This is a genomic window from Oceanisphaera litoralis (genome assembly GCF_016907015.1).
Classification (GTDB): Bacteria; Pseudomonadota; Gammaproteobacteria; order Enterobacterales; family Aeromonadaceae; genus Oceanimonas; species Oceanimonas litoralis.
In genome coordinates, this window is record NZ_JAFBBE010000004.1 from 31,989 (window position 1) to 48,825 (window position 16,837).

General features: G+C 59.6%; 16 protein-coding genes. 6 read left to right on the forward strand and 10 right to left on the reverse strand.

All coding sequences use genetic code 11. The features are described 5' to 3' along the window. Positions 1-37 precede the first annotated feature (37 nt). The 3 genes from HNR62_RS03180 to galU all read left to right on the forward strand — a co-directional run bounded on the left by HNR62_RS03180 (position 38) and on the right by galU (position 1,830). Positions 38-337 (forward strand): YciI family protein, encoded by a 300-nt coding sequence (locus HNR62_RS03180; protein ID WP_204794652.1) that lies wholly within the window; start codon positions 38-40, stop codon positions 335-337. Between the two features lie 161 nt (positions 338-498). Next, complete coding sequence (locus tag HNR62_RS03185; RefSeq protein ID WP_204794653.1) at positions 499-789, forward strand: ComEA family DNA-binding protein; 291 nt, start codon at positions 499-501, stop codon at positions 787-789. A gap of 90 nt (positions 790-879) precedes the next feature. Then, complete coding sequence (gene galU / locus HNR62_RS03190) at positions 880-1,830, forward strand: UTP--glucose-1-phosphate uridylyltransferase GalU (RefSeq protein ID WP_204794654.1); 951 nt, start codon at positions 880-882, stop codon at positions 1,828-1,830. 6 nt (positions 1,831-1,836) lie between these two features. On the opposite strand, the gene HNR62_RS03195 is transcribed toward galU, so the two are convergent. Then, complete coding sequence (locus HNR62_RS03195; RefSeq protein WP_239552561.1) at positions 1,837-2,826, reverse strand: response regulator; 990 nt, start codon at positions 2,824-2,826, stop codon at positions 1,837-1,839. A 117-nt stretch (positions 2,827-2,943) separates the two neighbouring features. Here HNR62_RS03195 and HNR62_RS03200 point away from each other — a divergent pair, with 117 nt between their 5' ends. The 3 genes from HNR62_RS03200 to HNR62_RS03210 all read left to right on the forward strand — a co-directional run bounded on the left by HNR62_RS03200 (position 2,944) and on the right by HNR62_RS03210 (position 7,390). Continuing rightward, the gene (locus tag HNR62_RS03200; RefSeq protein WP_204794655.1) at positions 2,944-3,624 is read left to right on the forward strand and encodes a DnaT-like ssDNA-binding domain-containing protein; all 681 of its coding nucleotides are present in this window, start codon (positions 2,944-2,946) and stop codon (positions 3,622-3,624) included. Next, positions 3,608-4,453 carry a DnaA ATPase domain-containing protein gene (locus tag HNR62_RS03205; RefSeq protein ID WP_204794656.1) on the forward strand — a complete coding sequence of 282 codons (846 nt, stop codon included), beginning with the start codon at positions 3,608-3,610 and terminating at the stop codon, positions 4,451-4,453. Before HNR62_RS03200 ends, HNR62_RS03205 begins: the two co-directional genes overlap by 17 nt. Positions 4,454-4,570: 117 nt before the next feature. After that, positions 4,571-7,390 carry an HD domain-containing phosphohydrolase gene (locus HNR62_RS03210; RefSeq protein WP_204794657.1) on the forward strand — a complete coding sequence of 940 codons (2,820 nt, stop codon included), beginning with the start codon at positions 4,571-4,573 and terminating at the stop codon, positions 7,388-7,390. A 17-nt stretch (positions 7,391-7,407) separates the two neighbouring features. Here the strand turns inward: HNR62_RS03210 and HNR62_RS03215 are convergent, their stop codons facing one another. The 9 genes from HNR62_RS03215 to ubiH all read right to left on the reverse strand — a co-directional run bounded on the left by HNR62_RS03215 (position 7,408) and on the right by ubiH (position 16,823). Further along, positions 7,408-7,650, reverse strand: a complete 243-nt coding sequence (locus tag HNR62_RS03215) for a hypothetical protein (RefSeq protein ID WP_204794658.1) — start codon at positions 7,648-7,650, stop codon at positions 7,408-7,410. A 4-nt stretch (positions 7,651-7,654) separates the two neighbouring features. Further along, positions 7,655-8,050: a phage holin family protein gene (locus HNR62_RS03220; protein WP_204794659.1), complete on the reverse strand. Its 396-nt coding sequence runs from the start codon at positions 8,048-8,050 to the stop codon at positions 7,655-7,657. 181 nt (positions 8,051-8,231) lie between these two features. Continuing rightward, on the reverse strand, positions 8,232-8,543 hold the full coding sequence (locus tag HNR62_RS03225; RefSeq protein ID WP_204794660.1) for an ElaB/YgaM/YqjD family protein: 312 nt from the start codon (positions 8,541-8,543) through the stop codon (positions 8,232-8,234). Positions 8,544-8,815: 272 nt separating this feature from the next. After that, positions 8,816-9,205 (reverse strand): host attachment protein, encoded by a 390-nt coding sequence (locus tag HNR62_RS03230; RefSeq protein WP_204794661.1) that lies wholly within the window; start codon positions 9,203-9,205, stop codon positions 8,816-8,818. A gap of 215 nt (positions 9,206-9,420) precedes the next feature. Continuing rightward, positions 9,421-12,303 (reverse strand): aminomethyl-transferring glycine dehydrogenase, encoded by a 2,883-nt coding sequence (gcvP, locus tag HNR62_RS03235; protein WP_204794662.1) that lies wholly within the window; start codon positions 12,301-12,303, stop codon positions 9,421-9,423. A gap of 271 nt (positions 12,304-12,574) precedes the next feature. Next, on the reverse strand, positions 12,575-12,964 hold the full coding sequence (gene gcvH, locus HNR62_RS03240) for a glycine cleavage system protein GcvH (RefSeq protein ID WP_204794663.1): 390 nt from the start codon (positions 12,962-12,964) through the stop codon (positions 12,575-12,577). A 29-nt stretch (positions 12,965-12,993) separates the two neighbouring features. Further along, a complete protein-coding gene (gene gcvT, locus HNR62_RS03245) occupies positions 12,994-14,097 on the reverse strand; it encodes a glycine cleavage system aminomethyltransferase GcvT (protein ID WP_204794664.1) in 1,104 nt (367 codons plus the stop codon). Between the two features lie 320 nt (positions 14,098-14,417). Then, positions 14,418-15,629: an FAD-dependent oxidoreductase gene (locus HNR62_RS03250; protein WP_204794665.1), complete on the reverse strand. Its 1,212-nt coding sequence runs from the start codon at positions 15,627-15,629 to the stop codon at positions 14,418-14,420. Positions 15,630-15,632: 3 nt separating this feature from the next. Beyond that, entirely contained in the window at positions 15,633-16,823 is a 1,191-nt protein-coding gene (gene ubiH, locus HNR62_RS03255; RefSeq protein WP_204794666.1) for a 2-octaprenyl-6-methoxyphenyl hydroxylase, read from the reverse strand. Between the last annotated feature and the right edge of the window lie 14 nt (positions 16,824-16,837).

Consider the following 16,837-nt stretch of genomic DNA (forward strand, 5'->3'; position numbering starts at 1 on the left):
CCCCGTTTACTATCCATCATGTAACAAGGAATACACCATGTGGTATGTCATTTTCGCCGAAGACAAGGCCAACAGCCTTTCGCTGCGTAAAGAAGCCCGCCCGGCTCATCTGGCCCGATTGCAGGCACTGGCCGATGAAGGCCGCCTGCTGGTCGCCGGCCCCAACCCGGCCATCGATGCCGACGACCCCGCCGAGGCCGGCTTTACCGGCAGCACCGTCATTGCCGAGTTCGACTCTCTTGTTTCCGCTCAGACCTGGGCCCAGGCCGACCCTTATGTGGCCGCCGGCGTCTATGCCTCCGTGGTGGTCAAGCCCTTCAGGAAAGTCCTGCCCTGATATAAACCGGCTTCGGCCGGTTTTTCAATGCAACTCCCGCCTCTTATCGATGTTTTTTTACAATTTTTCGTTTCTTTATTGGCAAAAAACTGTTCCTTGGACAAGGCTTGATAGGGTCCGATGGACGCAATGCTACTCATATGAAACAAGGAGAGACGGGAATGAACAAGGCACTGTTATCCACCTTGCTGGCCGCGTTACTGACGGTGGCGGCACCGAGTATGGCCAATAAAGCGGCTACCGCGCAAAACGCCGTGGTCACCAGCATCGATATCAATAACGCCACCCAGGATCAGCTGGCCATGCTGACCGGCATAGGTCCGGCCAAGGCGGCAGCCATAGTGGAATATCGGGAGGCCAATGGGCCCTTCAATAAGGTCGATGATCTGGCCAATGTCAGTGGTATAGGCCCGGCCACCATCGAAAAGAACCGGCACTTACTGAGTAATTAACACAGGTGCCAAGGCCGTGGCCCTCCCGATAATGGTCGGGAGGGCCACTATTGGTTATGATAGGCGCCCATTGTTTTTTTGATGACTCTCATGCCTTCAACAACGTCTACTAAGACTAAAACGACACCTTCGAGCATACCTTCACCCTCCTTGATCCGTAAGGCGGTGATCCCGGTCGCCGGTCTGGGCACCCGCATGCTGCCCGCCACCAAGGCCATCCCCAAGGAAATGCTGCCGGTGGTTGACAAACCTTTGATCCAGTATGTGGTAAATGAAGCCGTGCAGGCCGGGATCAAGGAAATCGTGCTGGTCACCCACGCCAGTAAGAACTCCATCGAGAACCACTTTGATACCAGCTTCGAACTGGAAGCCACCCTGGAAAAACGGGTCAAGCGGCAGTTGCTCGAAGAAGTACAGAAAATCTGCCCCCCCGACGTGACCATAATGCATGTACGTCAGGGGGAGGCCAAGGGCCTGGGCCACGCCATTCTTTGTGCCCGCCCACTGGTAGGCGACGCCCCCTTTGCCGTGCTGCTGCCCGACGTGTTAATCGACGATGCGGGTTGCAATCTGCAGCAGGATAATCTGGCGGCCATGATCCGGGCCTTTGGCGACAAGGGCCACAGCCAGATTCTGGTGGAACCGGTGGCTGACGAGCTGGTCGATCAGTTCGGTATTGTCGATATCGGCGGCTATCAGCTGGGCCAGGGAGAGTCGGCACCGATTGAAGCAATGATAGAAAAACCGCAGCGGCAGGAAGCGCCTTCCAACCTGGCGGTAGTGGGTCGTTATGTGCTGTCGGAAGATATCTGGCCGCTGCTGAGCAAGACCCCGCTCGGCAAGGGCGATGAAATCCAGCTGACCGACAGCATCGCCATGCTGATGGCGCAGCAACCGGTTGATGCCCATCATATTACCGGCAAGAGCCACGATTGCGGCAGCAAGCTTGGGCTCATGGTGGCCAATGTTGAATATGGCCTGCGCCATCCGGAGCTGGGCCCTGCCCTCACCGACTACCTGCAGCAGCTCAATGTGCGGTAAGGGCTTTCACGGAACCCCATGGCGAGCCGTCAGCTGGATTTCGCCGCCGAAACCGCCATGCAAGGTCAGGTCGAAGGGATAAGAACAGGGGTAACTAAGCTGGCTGGCGTTGAAGATGCCCGCTCCCAACGGCCCGGCATCACACCGGGCCAGCCAGTCGTTACCGGCCATGCCGCCGTTGGCCAGCACCACCTTGTTGCTGTTGGCCTGCAACCGGTATAACGCCAGGTTCATCCGGCAATTCAGCCCCGTATCCAGGATCAGACCATTGATGTATTCCAGGGTGCGGCCCGGGTGGTTGAGCAGAGACCCCGACTGATGCTGCCGCTGAGGCTCATGCAACAGAAAGGTCATCAGCGCCATCACCACAGGGGTATCCATGCTCAGGGGGTCAAACTCCGCCAGCAGCAGCAGCAGATCCTGATCCAGCCTGACATATTCGGCGAGCACCCAGGGTGAGTTTTGCCGGTAGCTCAACTGCCAGGCTCCCAGATCGCGCTCCGGCAGCTGGCGCAAGCCCTTACACAGACGACTGGCGGCCATGTCTTCCCGGCGAAAAAACGCCAGATGCTCATTCAACTCATCGAATATCCGCCGCGGATCCGGCCTGAGACAGGCGGTAATGACGTCGGCCACCAGCGACCAGTTGCGGATCGGCTTGACCAGGTAATCTTCGGCACCCGCTCGCAATGCCCGGGCCACATTCGACATTTTTTTCTGGCCGGAAATGGCAATCACCGGCAGCGCCGGGTAGTCTTGTTTCAGGCAGGCTATCACCGCCAGGCCATTGGCCGCCGTCAGCCGTAGATCGATCAATACCAGATCGGGGGCCAGCTCCGCCACCAGCGAGAGCCCCTCGTCGCCGTTGTCCACTTCGATGACCCTGGCCCCCCACAACTCAAGGTAGGCCAGCATCAAACGACGAAACACGGCATCGTCTTCTATGAACAGAATAAGCGGGGAACGCTCAAACATCGGATTAGGCAACAAGGTCATGGGATATACTCTGAGCCTAGCCGAATTTCGGCAACCCGGCAGCCGCGCCGTCATGGTGGCTGTATTCTACCGCGGCTTTGTTGGATAATGGGCTCCTCATTCGATCACAGTGGCACTATGACACCGGCAGAATATCAGGCGCTGACCTCCCCCAAACTGTCTCACCCGGCCCGCAGCCTGTATCAGCTCTATCTCAGGCACCTGGCGCGGGGGGATCATACCCAACCGCTGGATTACCCGTTACTGGGCAAGGCGCTGGCCGTGCAGGGAGCCGGTGAATATCGCTATCGCGTCACACCGATGGCGCTGACCGGGCTGGTCGATGAGCTGCTGGAAGCCGGCTTGCTGAGTGTGGTGCAGAACCCTCACCCCCAGCATTATCACGGTGCCGTCTTCTCGCTGCCACTGAAACGGCTCGACGGGCTGGCCCCGCTGCCTTCCCGCCAGTTTGCCATGCACCCGGAGTGGCGCCCGGACGAACAGTTTGCAGGCCTGGCCAGGCTCTGTGGCCTGCTCGACAGCCAGTTCGATGAAAGCGAGCTGGGCGAATTTATTGCCTACTGGCTGGGCCGACCCGAAGTATTTGAAAACCAGCACCAGTGGATGCTGAAACTGGTGCGTAAACTCAAGAATCAGCGCAGTATCAAGCGCACACCGGCGCCCCAGGACAAGGGTGGCTACCAGCAGTTACCACCCAAAACCGACTCAGGCCCCAGCAAACGGGCCCGTGAAATGATGGCCGAAGCCCGGCGTCTCAGCCCGGATAACCAGGAAGACCGCAATGAAGAAGACGCCTGAAGAAATTGCCGCCGACCTGAACGACATTGCTCGTCGTCGACGCCGCCCTAAGCCACAGAAAGACCTGTCACCGACGGCCACCGGCGGCGATGTGAAGGGGCTGTTGAGTCGGCTGCAGCGGCTGCGTGCCGGCGGTAATCTGCCCGAATACGATTATCTCGACCTCAAACGTCAGTATGAGCAACAGGCGAATATCGAGGTGCGCCAGGCCCAGAAAGAGGCGCAACAGAAACGTACCGAACGTTTGCTGGCTCAGGCGGATCTCAACCCCGAATGGGTGTTCGACAACATGGACCGCGACGATCCTGTGCTGAGCCATCATATCGATACCGCCCATCATTTCATCAACGCCTTCGATCACTGGGAAGAGAAAGGCGGCGCCGCCATCCTGATCTACGGCGACTTCGGCACCGGCAAATCGACGCTGGCCGGCGCCATCGCCCATGACCTGATCTATCAGCACCAGAAGTCGGTGATTTTTCAGCAATGGGCCTCGGTGGTAGACCGGCTGTTTTTCGGGGTAATAGAAGATCAGGAAAGCCGCAACCGGTATCGACGGGCGCTGGAAGAGGTCGACTTGCTGGTGCTGGATGAAGTGGCCGCCAACCGCACCCGGCTGGCCGAAAGCCAGTCCAGCTTTCTCGGCCACCTGCTTCGTCGCCGACGCAACCTGGCCAAGAGCGTCATCATCATCACCAACCATGACCCCCAGGCCCTGCACCGGGCACTGGGCGACTTCTGCTTCGAGGCCATCAAGGCCTTCCATCCGGTCGACATGGCCCTGCTTGGCCCCAGCCGCCGACCCGATATCGGCGATTACCGAAGTTAGGCCAGAGTTAGGCCGAACTTAAGCCAAAGTTAAGCCAAACTTTGGCCACAGTTAAACGGATGGCACCCTTCTGACCGGCAACTACGCTTATGACTGTTCAGGTCACGGATGCCGGCCATGTCTTTTTTCCATTCACGTTTCCATTCACGTTTCAGCCTGCGGGTATACATCACCAGCATGTTTACCGCCCTGATTATTCTGCTGGGTGCCGTGCTCATTTATGCGCAGCACCGCCATAACAGCGCTTTTCTGCTGGCCGGCAGCGAATACCGCCTGGACGTACTGAAAAACCGGCTGAGCCGGCAGCTGGAGCACGAGCTGAGCAACATTCATACCGGCCTGACCCTGATGCGAAGCAATGGCGTCACCCTCGCCACCAGCGAACAGGATCCTGCTCGCTGGTGGCCCCTGTTGCATCCCTTGCTGACCGCCAATCCTCAGGTCACCGCTTTCTATGTGGGCGAGTCCGATGGCCGTATCCTGGCGTTTCGCATGATGCGTGATCAACAGGTGCGCACGGCCTTCGCTGCACCGGAAACGGCGGATTTGATGATGGTGATCATGGCGCCGGACAGCGCCGCCCGCCGCTTCTATTTCGATCAGGCTTATCGAATGGTCGACGAGACCGAGGTCCATGCCGAGTCCTTCGATAGCCGTACCCGCCCCTGGTTCGCTCCCAGCCTGGCACAGCCGGATCTGCACATCACCCCGCCTTACCATTTTCACTCTTCACAGGTTCCGGGTATTACCCTGTCTCTGGGCGATGCCGGCCAGCAACGGGTGTGGGCGGCCGATTTGCTGCTGCGCGATCTGGATGCACAGCTCAAGCTGGGGTTACCCGAGGCCCGCACCCTGCTGTTGCAGGCACCGGCGTTTCAGGTGCTGGCCAGCAGCCAGCCCGACTCGGCCCCCGCCGACACGCTACCGGACTTTCATGGTCTGAAGGGCTTCGAGATATTGTCGACCCGGCCCGACCTGGCAAGCTGGGAGGTCGAGCTGGACGGTGACCTCTGGCTGGGTCAGCAGACTCCGCTGACCCTGACAGCGGGCAGTAACAGCAAGCTGGATCTGCGGCTGTCCACGCTAATCCCCTATCGCAAGCTGATGGCAAACGCGCTGGACTTTGGCCGCACCCAGACATGGCTGACGCTGCTGATTGTGGCATTGAGCCTGCCGGTGGTCATCATGGCGTCTCGTGCCATTTCGCGCCCCCTGCGGCAAATGGCAGAAGACTTGAAAGGGATTCAGGAGTTCGACTTTAACGGCCTGAAAGCACGGCACTACTTCTACCGGGAGCTGGATGCCCTGGCCCGCGCCATCACCCTGATGCATCGCACCCTGGCCGGCTTTATCCAGGAACTGCGCAGCCTGTCGCAGAGCGATGATTTCAACGACATGCTGCAACGACTCAGCCAGGGCATACAACACCTGAGCGGCGGGCAGCGCTGCCTGGTATACCGGGCCAGGCAGCAAGAACACGCACCTTGTCTGGTATTGCTGGACAAGGAGCAACAACACCAAGTCCCCCTGCCCGACAAGGCCGAGCCCGACGAACTGTCGGCACTGCTCCTGCAATCGCTGGAAGGCCATGGCCTGCGCTTTGAGCCGCCCTGGCTTTTGTATGATCGTTTCGGCAAACTCAACGGCGCCATTGTTCTTGGCCTGGGCTACGGGGCGGCTCCCCTTTCTGCCGGTAAACGTCGCTTTATTTCCCATTACAGCGAATTCGCCAACCTGGCACTGGAAGACATGACCCTGTTCGAACAGCAGCAGCAGATGACCGAATCGATGATTCGTGTCATCGCCTCCGCCATCGACGCCAAATCCCCCTACACCAGCGGTCATTGCCAGCGAGTACCGGAGCTGACCCTGATGCTGGCCCGCGCCGCCCATCACAGCGACACCGGCAACTACGCGGATTTCAGGCTTTCCGAACGGGAATGGGAGGCACTCTACCTGGCCTCCTGGCTGCACGATTGCGGCAAGGTGGTGACCCCCGAGCATGTGATAGACAAGGCCACCAAGCTGGAGACCATCTATAACCGGTTGCACGAGATCAGAATGCGTTTCGAGGTACTCAAGCGCGACGCAGACATCGATTACTGGCAAGGTCGGGCCGGCGGCGAGGACGAGCCCCGGCTGGCGTCGATACGAGCAGAGCAGCACCGGCAACTGGATGAGGATTTCGCCTTTATCGCCAACCTGAATCAGGGCGGAGAAACGGTCAACCAGGCACAGCTCGAGCGCCTGAACCGCATTGCCGAACGGCGCTGGCTACGTACCCTGGACAATACGCTGGGGCTGTCGTGGGAAGAACAACAACGACGCGGCAACAGCGAGCCGGTGCCGGCATGGGAGCCCCTGCTGGCCGACAAACCCTGGCACAGGATTCCCTACCCGGCCAGGGAGCGCATCGACGACGACAATCCCTGGCAAATTACCCTGGTGCAGCCCGAACTCAAGCTGGATCTGGGAGAGTGCCATAACCTGAGCATTGCCCGGGGCACCCTGACCCCGGAAGAGCGCTACACCATCAATGCCCACATGGTGCATACCCTGATCATGCTGAGCGAGCTGCATTATCCCGATCACCTCAGCGACGTTCCCATGCTGGCCGCCGGTCATCATGAGCGCATGGACGGCCGGGGTTATCCACGCAGCCTGAAGGCCGGTGAATTACCGTTACAGGCGCGCATGATGGCGCTGGCCGATGTCTTTGAAGCCCTGACCGCCGCCGACCGCCCCTACAAACAGCCCAAGCGTCTGAGCGAGGCACTGACCATAATGGCGGCCATGGTCAGGAAGCAGCACCTGGACCCCGGATTATTCCGCTTCTTTGTCGAGCAGGAACTCTATCTGCAATACGGACACCGCTTTCTCGCCCCCGGGCAGCTGGACCCGGTGAATAAACAGCAGATACTGGAGTTAATGTCCTGAAGCCCATGGCTTGAATCTCAGAACCGCAGGTAGATAACCGCCAGCAAGGCGCCGCCCAGCAGCAGCTTGTTTTTGAGCTTGCGCGGCATATTGGCCAGCCGCCATACCAGCCCGGCCCTGGGCAACTGGCTGGCCAGCTGCCACATTCCGGACTCGCTTTGCTCCTGCTGCCGACGCAATTGATTGGTCAGCAGCTTCAGCCGCAGCGCTTCCGCCTTCAGCTGTAATAACTGTTGTTCCTGTTGTAACGACTTGTGCATGGACTCAGTCCTTCAAAGACCAATCGGACATGGTTTTTTTGCCCTGAATATAGGCGACATCTTCCTGCAGATCGTGCAGCGTCTCGGCCAGAAATGCGCGCTGGCTGGCAAGGTTACGGACGATGGCCCAGAAAGCCCCGCACATCAGCAACAGCAAGCCCCCCGACAGACCGAAAAACACCCACAGCCTGGCCGAATGGGACAGCACCAGATTCAGACCGAACAGCAGGCTGATGTAAGACATGAAAAACAGAAACACGGCCGCCAGTGCCAGGATACCGAGCCGCACCATGCGCTCCTTCTGGGCGACAAACTCGATGCGGGCCATCCTGAAGCGGACAAACAACAGCTCGGTAATGGTATGCAGCAATTCCTTCAATGAATTGATCTGGCCACTCATTGATCCTTCCTTATGGCGTATCTGATGGCGTACTTGATAGCGTATCTGATGGCGTAAATTCCCGCTTGGGCGGCGCTCAACATGGCCCCGCCCAAGACCTTTTATCCTGTCCGCTCCGCAACCGGTCGCCCACAGAGGACCCCGCCGTCACACCAACAGGCAGCCACGACTCACCGGCGACTCACCGGCGACTCAGCAAGGCACCCAGTACCAGCCCGAACAGGGCCGCAATGCCCATGGCATGATAGGGTTTGCTGTGCACCAGATCATCGGTCTGCGCCGCCGCCTGACGGGTACGATCCACCACGGAACCCTCCAGCTCCGAAAACTGCCTCTGCGCCCGACCCAGCTGGGCTTTCAGCTTTTCTTTCAGTGCCTTGCTCTCCTGGGTACCATCATCGACCGCCGCCTGATAGAGTGCTTCGGCGTCTTTGAGTACCTGCTTGACGTCATCCATCAATACTGCTCTTTCTGCTTCGTAGTTCCGGCTCATATCGCCTCCTTATCCAATCAGAAATAAACATCTTGTTTTAAACAACCCAATGCCTGTTTACCATATCCACTAACCCGCCAAGTGGCCAGCCCACCGGAATATTTTTGGTTATTGCCGAGGCGTTCAACGACGAGAGCGGGACGGAGGCCCCGGAGCCGATGTCAGCGCCGGGGGCTTGGCTCAGGAAAGTTCGCCGTGATCCGAAATGATAAACCGGGCCGAAACCCGCACGGAAGCAGGTTTCGGCAACAACGTCAGGATTTGATGGCGAGTCATACGAAGGCCGCGAGCACCTCGCTGTGAGAGGCACCGCTCAGATTTTTATCGATATCCTTGTACAGCGCCTTGCGCAGGCGGTCATCCATGGCATCGCGCAGTAGTCCGAGAAACTGGGGGGGTGCCGACAGATAGAAACCCCGAATTTCGTTGGTATCCAGCGCATGACGGATCCTGGCGATAATGTCACGTGCGAAGCGTTGGTTCTCGGTATGACGGGGGTCGCTTTTCTCCGGTATTGTCTGCACGTCGCTGACAAGATCACTCGCCTTGAGCCGCGCTTCCGGATGAGCGAGATCCATGACCTCTTCAAACACGTCTTCGATCCGGTCTTGCAGGTAAACAACGGCTTTTGAAGCATCAGCCACTACGATCCAGTCTGCCATATGGCACCTCCTGTTGATGGTAGGAATATCCAAGGGTAGTGAAGATTCCTAAGTATCGTCCATTTTTCACAAACCGGCTGAAGCCTTCGGCACAACCTTTATCCGGCTGATGCCTGGCGCACAACAAAAAAAAAGCCCTGCTGAACAGCAGGGCTTTCGGTTTCCAACTTGATTGTCACGGTTTCCAACTTAATTGGCCGTGATCAGCTTATCGCTTACTCGGCGTAGGCTTCGGTCGGCAGGCAACTGCAGAACAGGTTGCGGTCGCCGTACACATCGTCGATGCGGTTGACGGTGGGCCAGAACTTGGAACGACGCACCTCGTCGGAGGGGAATACCGCCAGTTCGCGGCTATAGGCCCGGTTCCACTCGCTGTCCATGACATCATCCTGAGTATGAGGCGCATTGACCAGGGGGTTGTCTTCCAGGGTCCAGGTGCCGTTTTCCACCTGACGGATTTCTTCGCGGATCTGCTTCATGGCGAAGATGAAACGGTCGATCTCGGCCTTGGATTCGGATTCGGTCGGCTCTATCATCAGGGTGCCGGCCACCGGGAAGCTCATGGTCGGCGCATGGAAGCCGTAGTCGTTGAGACGCTTGGCGATGTCCATTTCGCTGATGCCACAGGCCTCCTTCAGCGGGCGCAGATCCACGATGCACTCGTGGGCCACCCGGTCGTTGCGGCCGGTGTAGAGGATGGGGTAATCCTCGGCCAAGCTCTTCATCAGGTAGTTGGCGTTGAGAATGGCCAGCTGAGTGGAGCGTTTCAGACCTTCGTCACCCAGCAGCGCCGTATACATCCAGCTGATGGGCAAGATGCTGGCCGAGCCGAACGGGGCGGCAGACACGGCGCCGTTGTCACGGCTTTCCTTGTCGGTTTTCACCACCGCATGGCCGGCCACGAACGGCGCCAAATGTGCCTTAATGCCGATAGGACCCATGCCCGGACCGCCGCCGCCGTGCGGAATGGCGAAGGTCTTGTGCAGGTTGAGGTGCGAGACATCGCCGCCGATAAAGCCGGGCGAGGTAATCCCCACCTGGGCGTTCATGTTGGCGCCGTCCATGTACACCTGACCGCCGTAGCTGTGGATCACCTCGCAGATTTCGCGGATGCTCTCTTCGTACACGCCGTGGGTAGACGGATAGGTGGCCATGATGCAGGACAGGTTCTCGCCCGCTTCCGCCGCCTTGGACTTGAGGTCCGCCATGTCGACGTTGCCTTTCTTGTCGCAGGCCACCACGATCACCTTCATGTTGGCCATCTGGGCCGACGCCGGGTTGGTACCGTGGGCAGAGCTCGGGATCAGGCAGATGTCGCGATGGCCTTCACCACGGGACTCATGGTATTTCTTGATCGCCAGCAGGCCTGCATACTCGCCCTGGGCGCCCGAGTTGGGCTGAATGCAGATGGCATCGTAACCGGTGATCTTCACCAGCCAGTCTTCCAGCTCGGCAATCATCTGCTGATAACCCCGGGTCTGATCCAGCGGCGCGAAGGGGTGGATCTGGGCCAGCTCGGGCCAGCTGATCGGCACCATTTCGGCGGTGGCGTTGAGCTTCATGGTACAGGAGCCCAATGAAATCATGCCGTAGTTCAGGGCCAGATCTTTCATTTCCAGCTTGTGGATGTAGCGCAGCATCTCGGTTTCGGAGTGATACTTGTTGAACACTTCGTGAGTGAGGATGGCGTTGTCGCGCTTGAGCTCGGCCGGAATGGAATCGGTGCCGGCGGCGGCCTGGGTATCCAGGTCTTCCACGTTCAGGCCATGGCCTTCGCCGAGGAAGATATCGAACAGCTCGGCCACATCGTTACGGCTGGTGGTTTCCGACAGCGACACACCCAGGGCGCCGTCCAGATCGGTACGCAGGTTAACGCCTTTGGCCAGGGCACGCTGGATGATGGCGTCCTTGTCTGCACTGATCACGGTCAGGGTGTCGAACCAGGTGTCGTGCTTGAGGGCAACGCCCTTGGCCTTGAGACCCAGGGCCAGAATGTCGGTCAGACGATGTACCCGGTTGGCGATGCGCTTGAGGCCTTCCGGGCCGTGGTAAACGGCGAAGAAGCTGGACATGTTGGCCAGCAGCACCTGAGCGGTACAGATGTTGGAGTTGGCCTTTTCGCGGCGGATATGCTGTTCGCGGGTCTGCATCGCCATGCGCAGGGCCGGCTTGCCACGGGTGTCCTTGGACACGCCGATGATACGGCCCGGCAGGGAGCGCTTGTGGGCGTCGCGGGTGGCGAAGAAGGCGGCATGCGGGCCACCGTAACCCATGGGCACACCAAAGCGCTGGGCGTTGCCCAGCACCACGTCGGCACCCAGCTGGCCCGGGGCCTTCAGCAGCACCAGCGACAGGATGTCGGCGGCGACACAGGCGATGCCTTTCTGGCTCTGTACCTTCTCGATCAGCCCCTTGATGTCGCGGATCTGGCCGGTGGTGGACGGATACTGGAACAGGGCGCCAAACACCTGGTGCTCGACCACGGCGTCAGCCGGGGCCACCACTATTTCAAAACCGTAGTGGGTGGCGCGCTCCTTGACCACGTCGATGGTCTGGGGGTGAACGTCATCGGCGATGAAGAAGATGTTGGCTTTCTTGTTCTTGCTGACCCGCTTGGCCAGGGCCATGGCCTCGGCGGCGGCGGTGGCTTCGTCCAGCAGGGAGGCGCTGGCCAGATCCAGGCCGGTCAGGTCCTGAGTCAGTTGCTGGAAATTGAGCAGTGCTTCCAGACGGCCCTGGGCAATCTCCGGCTGATAAGGGGTATAGGCGGTATACCAGCCCGGATTTTCCAGCACGTTGCGCTGAATCACCAGGGGTACATGGGTGTCGTGATAGCCCATGCCGATATAGCTCTTGTTGACCTTGTTTTGCTGGGCCAGGGATTTCAGGTAAGACAGGGCCTCAACCTCGGTGCGGCTGGCACCGATGCCCAGCGGCTGGTCGTTGAGGATATTGGCGGGCACCGTCTGGTGGATCAGATCATCCAGCGACTCGGCGCCGACCACGGCCAGCATCTCGGCCACATCCTGCTCGGTCGGGCCGATATGGCGACCGATAAAGGCATTATTCTGCTCAAGTTCAAACAAAGACTGGGTCATTTCTTCACTTCCTTTATAGGCCAGCAGCCCGGAAAAACACAGGCGAGCGGCCCCTGGGGGGTACTTGCCGGCAAGGTCTGGAATTTGATTGCAGGGTCGAATTTATTCGACCAAACACCACATCAAGGCAGGGTCTGGTCTATGGTCATGGCGCCGTGGAGCAACCGAGAACGCGGGTTTTTCAAACGGGGTTCGACCCTGTCTGCCGCCCTTTGGCTCGTTTAAATGAACCAAGGGTGCACAACAAAGCCCCCTGTTCGGGGGCTTGTGATTACTCTTCGTCGATGCTGCTTTCGTAGCCTGCCGCATCCAGCAGCTCGTCCAGATCGGACTCGTCAGCCAGCTTGATACGGAACAACCAGCCGTCACCGAAGGAGTCGGAGTTGACCAGTTCGGGGCTGTCTTCCAGCTCTTCGTTGACGGCAATGATTTCACCGCTGACCGGCGCATAGATATCGGAGGCGGCTTTTACCGACTCGCATACGGCGCAGTCTTCACCGGCATCGACGGTGCGACCCACTTCGGGCAGCTCAACAAACACCATATCACCCAACAGTTCCTGGGCATGCTCGGTAATACCGACCACCGCCTCACCGTTAGCTTCCAGACGTACCCATTCGTGGGAGCGGGCATACTTCAATTCACTGGGGATATTGCTCATCAGTTGTTCCTCATTGTTTCTTGTGATTCTTAAAATTCGGCGACCGCTTTGCCGAAGCGTACGAAGGTCGGTTTTACTACCGACACCGGCATCCATTTTTTACGCATTTCAACTTCTGCATTGGCTCCCACAGAGCGCGGAACCCGCGCCAGGGCAATGCTGTGTCCCAGTGTAGGCGAGAAGCTGCCGGATGTAATAACACCCTGCTGCTCCTGTCCCTGGCCGTCGGTAAAACGTACCGGGGTACCGGCGCGCAGCACGCCTTTTTCCTTCATCACCAGGCCGACCAGCTTGGGCTGGTCACCGGCGGCTTTCTGGGCTTCAAGCGCGGCACGACCGATAAAGTCACGCTCGGCCGGTTCCCAGGCCAGGGTCCAGGCCATGTTGGCGGCCAGCGGCGACACGGTTTCGTCCATGTCCTGACCGTAGAGGTTCATACCCGCTTCCAGGCGCAGGGTATCCCGTGCACCCAGGCCGCAGGGACGCACGCCGGCGTCTTTCAGGGCATTCCACAGGGCGGGGGCCTGGTCGACGGGAACCACGATTTCGTAGCCGTCTTCACCGGTGTAGCCGGTGGTGGCGATAAAGAGGTCGCCGGCTTGCACGCCGAAGAAGGGCTTCATGGCTTCAACCGCGGCGTTTTGCTCGGCGTTGAATACCTGGGCGGCCTTGGCCTTGGCGTTGGGGCCCTGTACCGCGATCATCGCCAGCTCGGGGCGTTCGGTCAGGGTAACGTCAAAGCCCTGGGCTTGCTTGCTCATCCAGGCCAGATCTTTGTCGCGGGTGGCGGAGTTGACGATCATGCGATAGTCGTCTTCGGCAAAGAAATAGGTGATCAGATCGTCAATCACGCCGCCCTGCTCGTTGAGCATGGGGCTGTAGATGGCCTTGCCGGGCTGGTTCGCACGAGCCACATCGTTGGCCAGCAGTGTTTGCAGGAAGGGTTTCGCCTGGCTGCCCGTGACGTCGACGATGGTCATGTGGGAGACATCGAACATGCCGGCGTCTTTACGCACAACATGGTGTTCATCAAGTTGAGAACCGTAGTTGATGGGCATATCCCAACCGTGAAAATCCACCATCTTGGCACCGGCTTCCAGGTGCTGTGGGTGCAAAACTGTTTGCTGAGTCATGGCGCTTCCTTTTATTACAGGCCTGGCCTGTAGGCGAGAATCCGATATTGCTCCCCGATTATACCCAAGCCGGCCCGGGATAAAACCGCGCCCGACACAAAAAAAACTTATCGTTTCAACATCGGCGTAAAAGTGTGATCCAACATGCAATAGTCGTTTCAACGAAAGGAAGTGCCAATAATGGCATTACCACCAAAAAACAAACAAAAATTTAATATTATATACACTTAAATGTCGATTAATAAGCATAAGTGCAACTAATGGGGAGGTGAATAATGAAAATACACACTCAAGAAAACTAATCCCGAGAAGCTCACGGATTAGTTTTTCTCAGGTGTCGACAACCTGGATTGCAGCCCGCCGATACCCAGGGCATGGGTGGCCAGCTTACGTTTAAGCGGCGTCAGCCGGTCGGTCAGGCTCAATCCCAGCCCTCGCAGGCCGCGCACCAGCGGATGCGGATGGGTAAAAAGACGCTTGAGCCCTTCCATTGCCGCCAGCAGGGTCGCGGCTTCGGCCTTGCGCCAGCGCTCGAAGGATTTGAGCCCGGCCAGGTCGCCGATGTCCCTCCCCTCTCTATGCAGCCGGAGCAGCGTCTCGGCCAGCGCGGCCGCATCCTGCAGTCCCAGGTTGACGCCCTGCCCCGCCAGCGGATGTATGGTATGAGCCGCATCGCCGATCAGGGCCCAGCGCGGCCCGCAGAACTGCTGGCTGAAGCGCGCCTTGAGCGGAATCGCCATGCGGGGCCCCACCACCTGGCACAGGCCCAGTCGCAGATCGAAGGCCTGGGAAAGTATCTTGTTGAACTCGGTGTCTGATAACGCCAGCCGCTCTGCCGCCTGCTCCGGCGCACAGGACCAGACGATGGAGCACTGGTGCGGGTCGGCCAGCGGCAGAAAGGCCAGAATATCGTTACCGCGAAAGATCTGCCGGGCAGTCCGGCCATGGGGCTCTGTGGTGGCCACCGTCGCGACCAGGGCGCTATGGTCGTAGTCCCACTCGATCATGCCCGGCTGCAGCTGTTCACGCAGCCAGGAGCGGGCACCGTCGGCGCCGACCAATAAACGACCGGTAATGGGGGTGCCGTTGTCGAGCAGCACAAAGGCGCCCTGCTCGCTCACCGAGACCGAGGCCGCCCGCGCCGGCATGTGCAGGCTGATATGAGCGCAATGACGAGCACGGGCCAGCAGGCTTTGTTGCAGCAAGCGGTTTTCGACAATATGCCCCAGATGTGGCTGATGCATCAGGCTGGCAGAAAAGTCGATGCGGGCGCCGCTGTCGGCCTCCCACACCTCCATGTCGGTATAGGGGCCGAGCCGTTCGCTCCGGCTCGGCCAGGCCTGCAGCCGTTCGAGCAGGGTCTGGGACGCCAGGTTGATGGCGCTGACTCTGTTATCGGGAATCTCGGGTAGCCCGGGCTCCGGCGTCTGGCCTTCAATGACCGCCACCTTGAGCCCGCTGTGTTCCAGCGCCAATGCCAGGGTCAGCCCCACCATGCCGCCGCCGATCACGATTACATCTGTCGCTTGCATGCCTTACCTCTTGCCCATGGCCCGCCAGGCCAGCTTGTCTTTGAAAGTGCCACTGGCCGCCATGGCCATCAGCCCCAGATTGCGTCCGACGGCCAGCGCCGGATGCTCGTTGGAGAACAGCAGCGCCAGCGCCGTGGTCAGGCCGACAATGGTCGACTGATCCGGCTGGCGCGCCTGACCGTAGGCAGACAGCACCGGGTAACTGCCGATATCCTGTTCTGCCGCCAGTGCCCGGCCCACCCCCTCGACCAGGGTCGCCACGTCGCGCAGTCCCAGATTAAACCCCTGACCGGCGATGGGATGCAACAGATGAGCCGCATTGCCGACCAGCGCCACTCTGTGATGCCAGGGCCGCTCCACCTCATCCAGCGCCAACGGATAGCAATGCCGTTGGCCGGTGCGCTCCAGCCGGCCCAGCCGGTAGCCGAACTCCTGTTGCAACTGCCGCATAAAGGCCTCGGCATCGAGGGTCATCAGCCGCTCGGCCCGTTCGGTGGACGCGCACCACACCAGCGAACAACGCCCCTCGCCCATCGGCAACATCGCGATCGGCCCTTCCCGGGTGAAGCGTTCGAAGGCGCGGCCCTGATGCGGGGCCGCGGTCTGCACATTGGTGATGATGGCACTCTGCCGATAATCCAGCCGGCGACGGGGCAGACCCAGTTGCCGGCGCACCACGGAGCGGTTGCCATCGGCGGCCAGCAGCAGCGAGGCCGCCAGCTGTCGGCCGTCGGCCAGCGTCAACATGACACCTTCGGGCTCTTGCTCCAGGGTCTCGATACGGGCAGGACACAGCAGCGCTATGCTGCTGCACCGGCTCATCTGCCGGTACAAAACCTGCCCCACGGGATGCAGTTCTACCACATAACCCAGCGCCGGTACCGGATAGTCTTCGGCACGGATATTCACCTGGCCCAAGTGGCCCTGATCGGAGACCTGAATATGATGAATGGGGGTGGTCAGGCCGGACAGAAGCGGCCACAATCCCAGCCGCTCCAGCAGTTCCCGGCTGTGGCCGGCCAGCGCAATGCTGCGGGCATCAAACCCCGGATGATGGTCCCTATCGGGCACGGTCGCTTCGATAACGGCGATACGCAGCGCCGAGCCGTCGGGGCGGCGCAAGCCGCTCAGGCCCAGCGCCAGCACGGCGCCGACCATGCCGCCGCCGTTGATTACCACATCATAATGGGTCATAACACTGAGCTGTC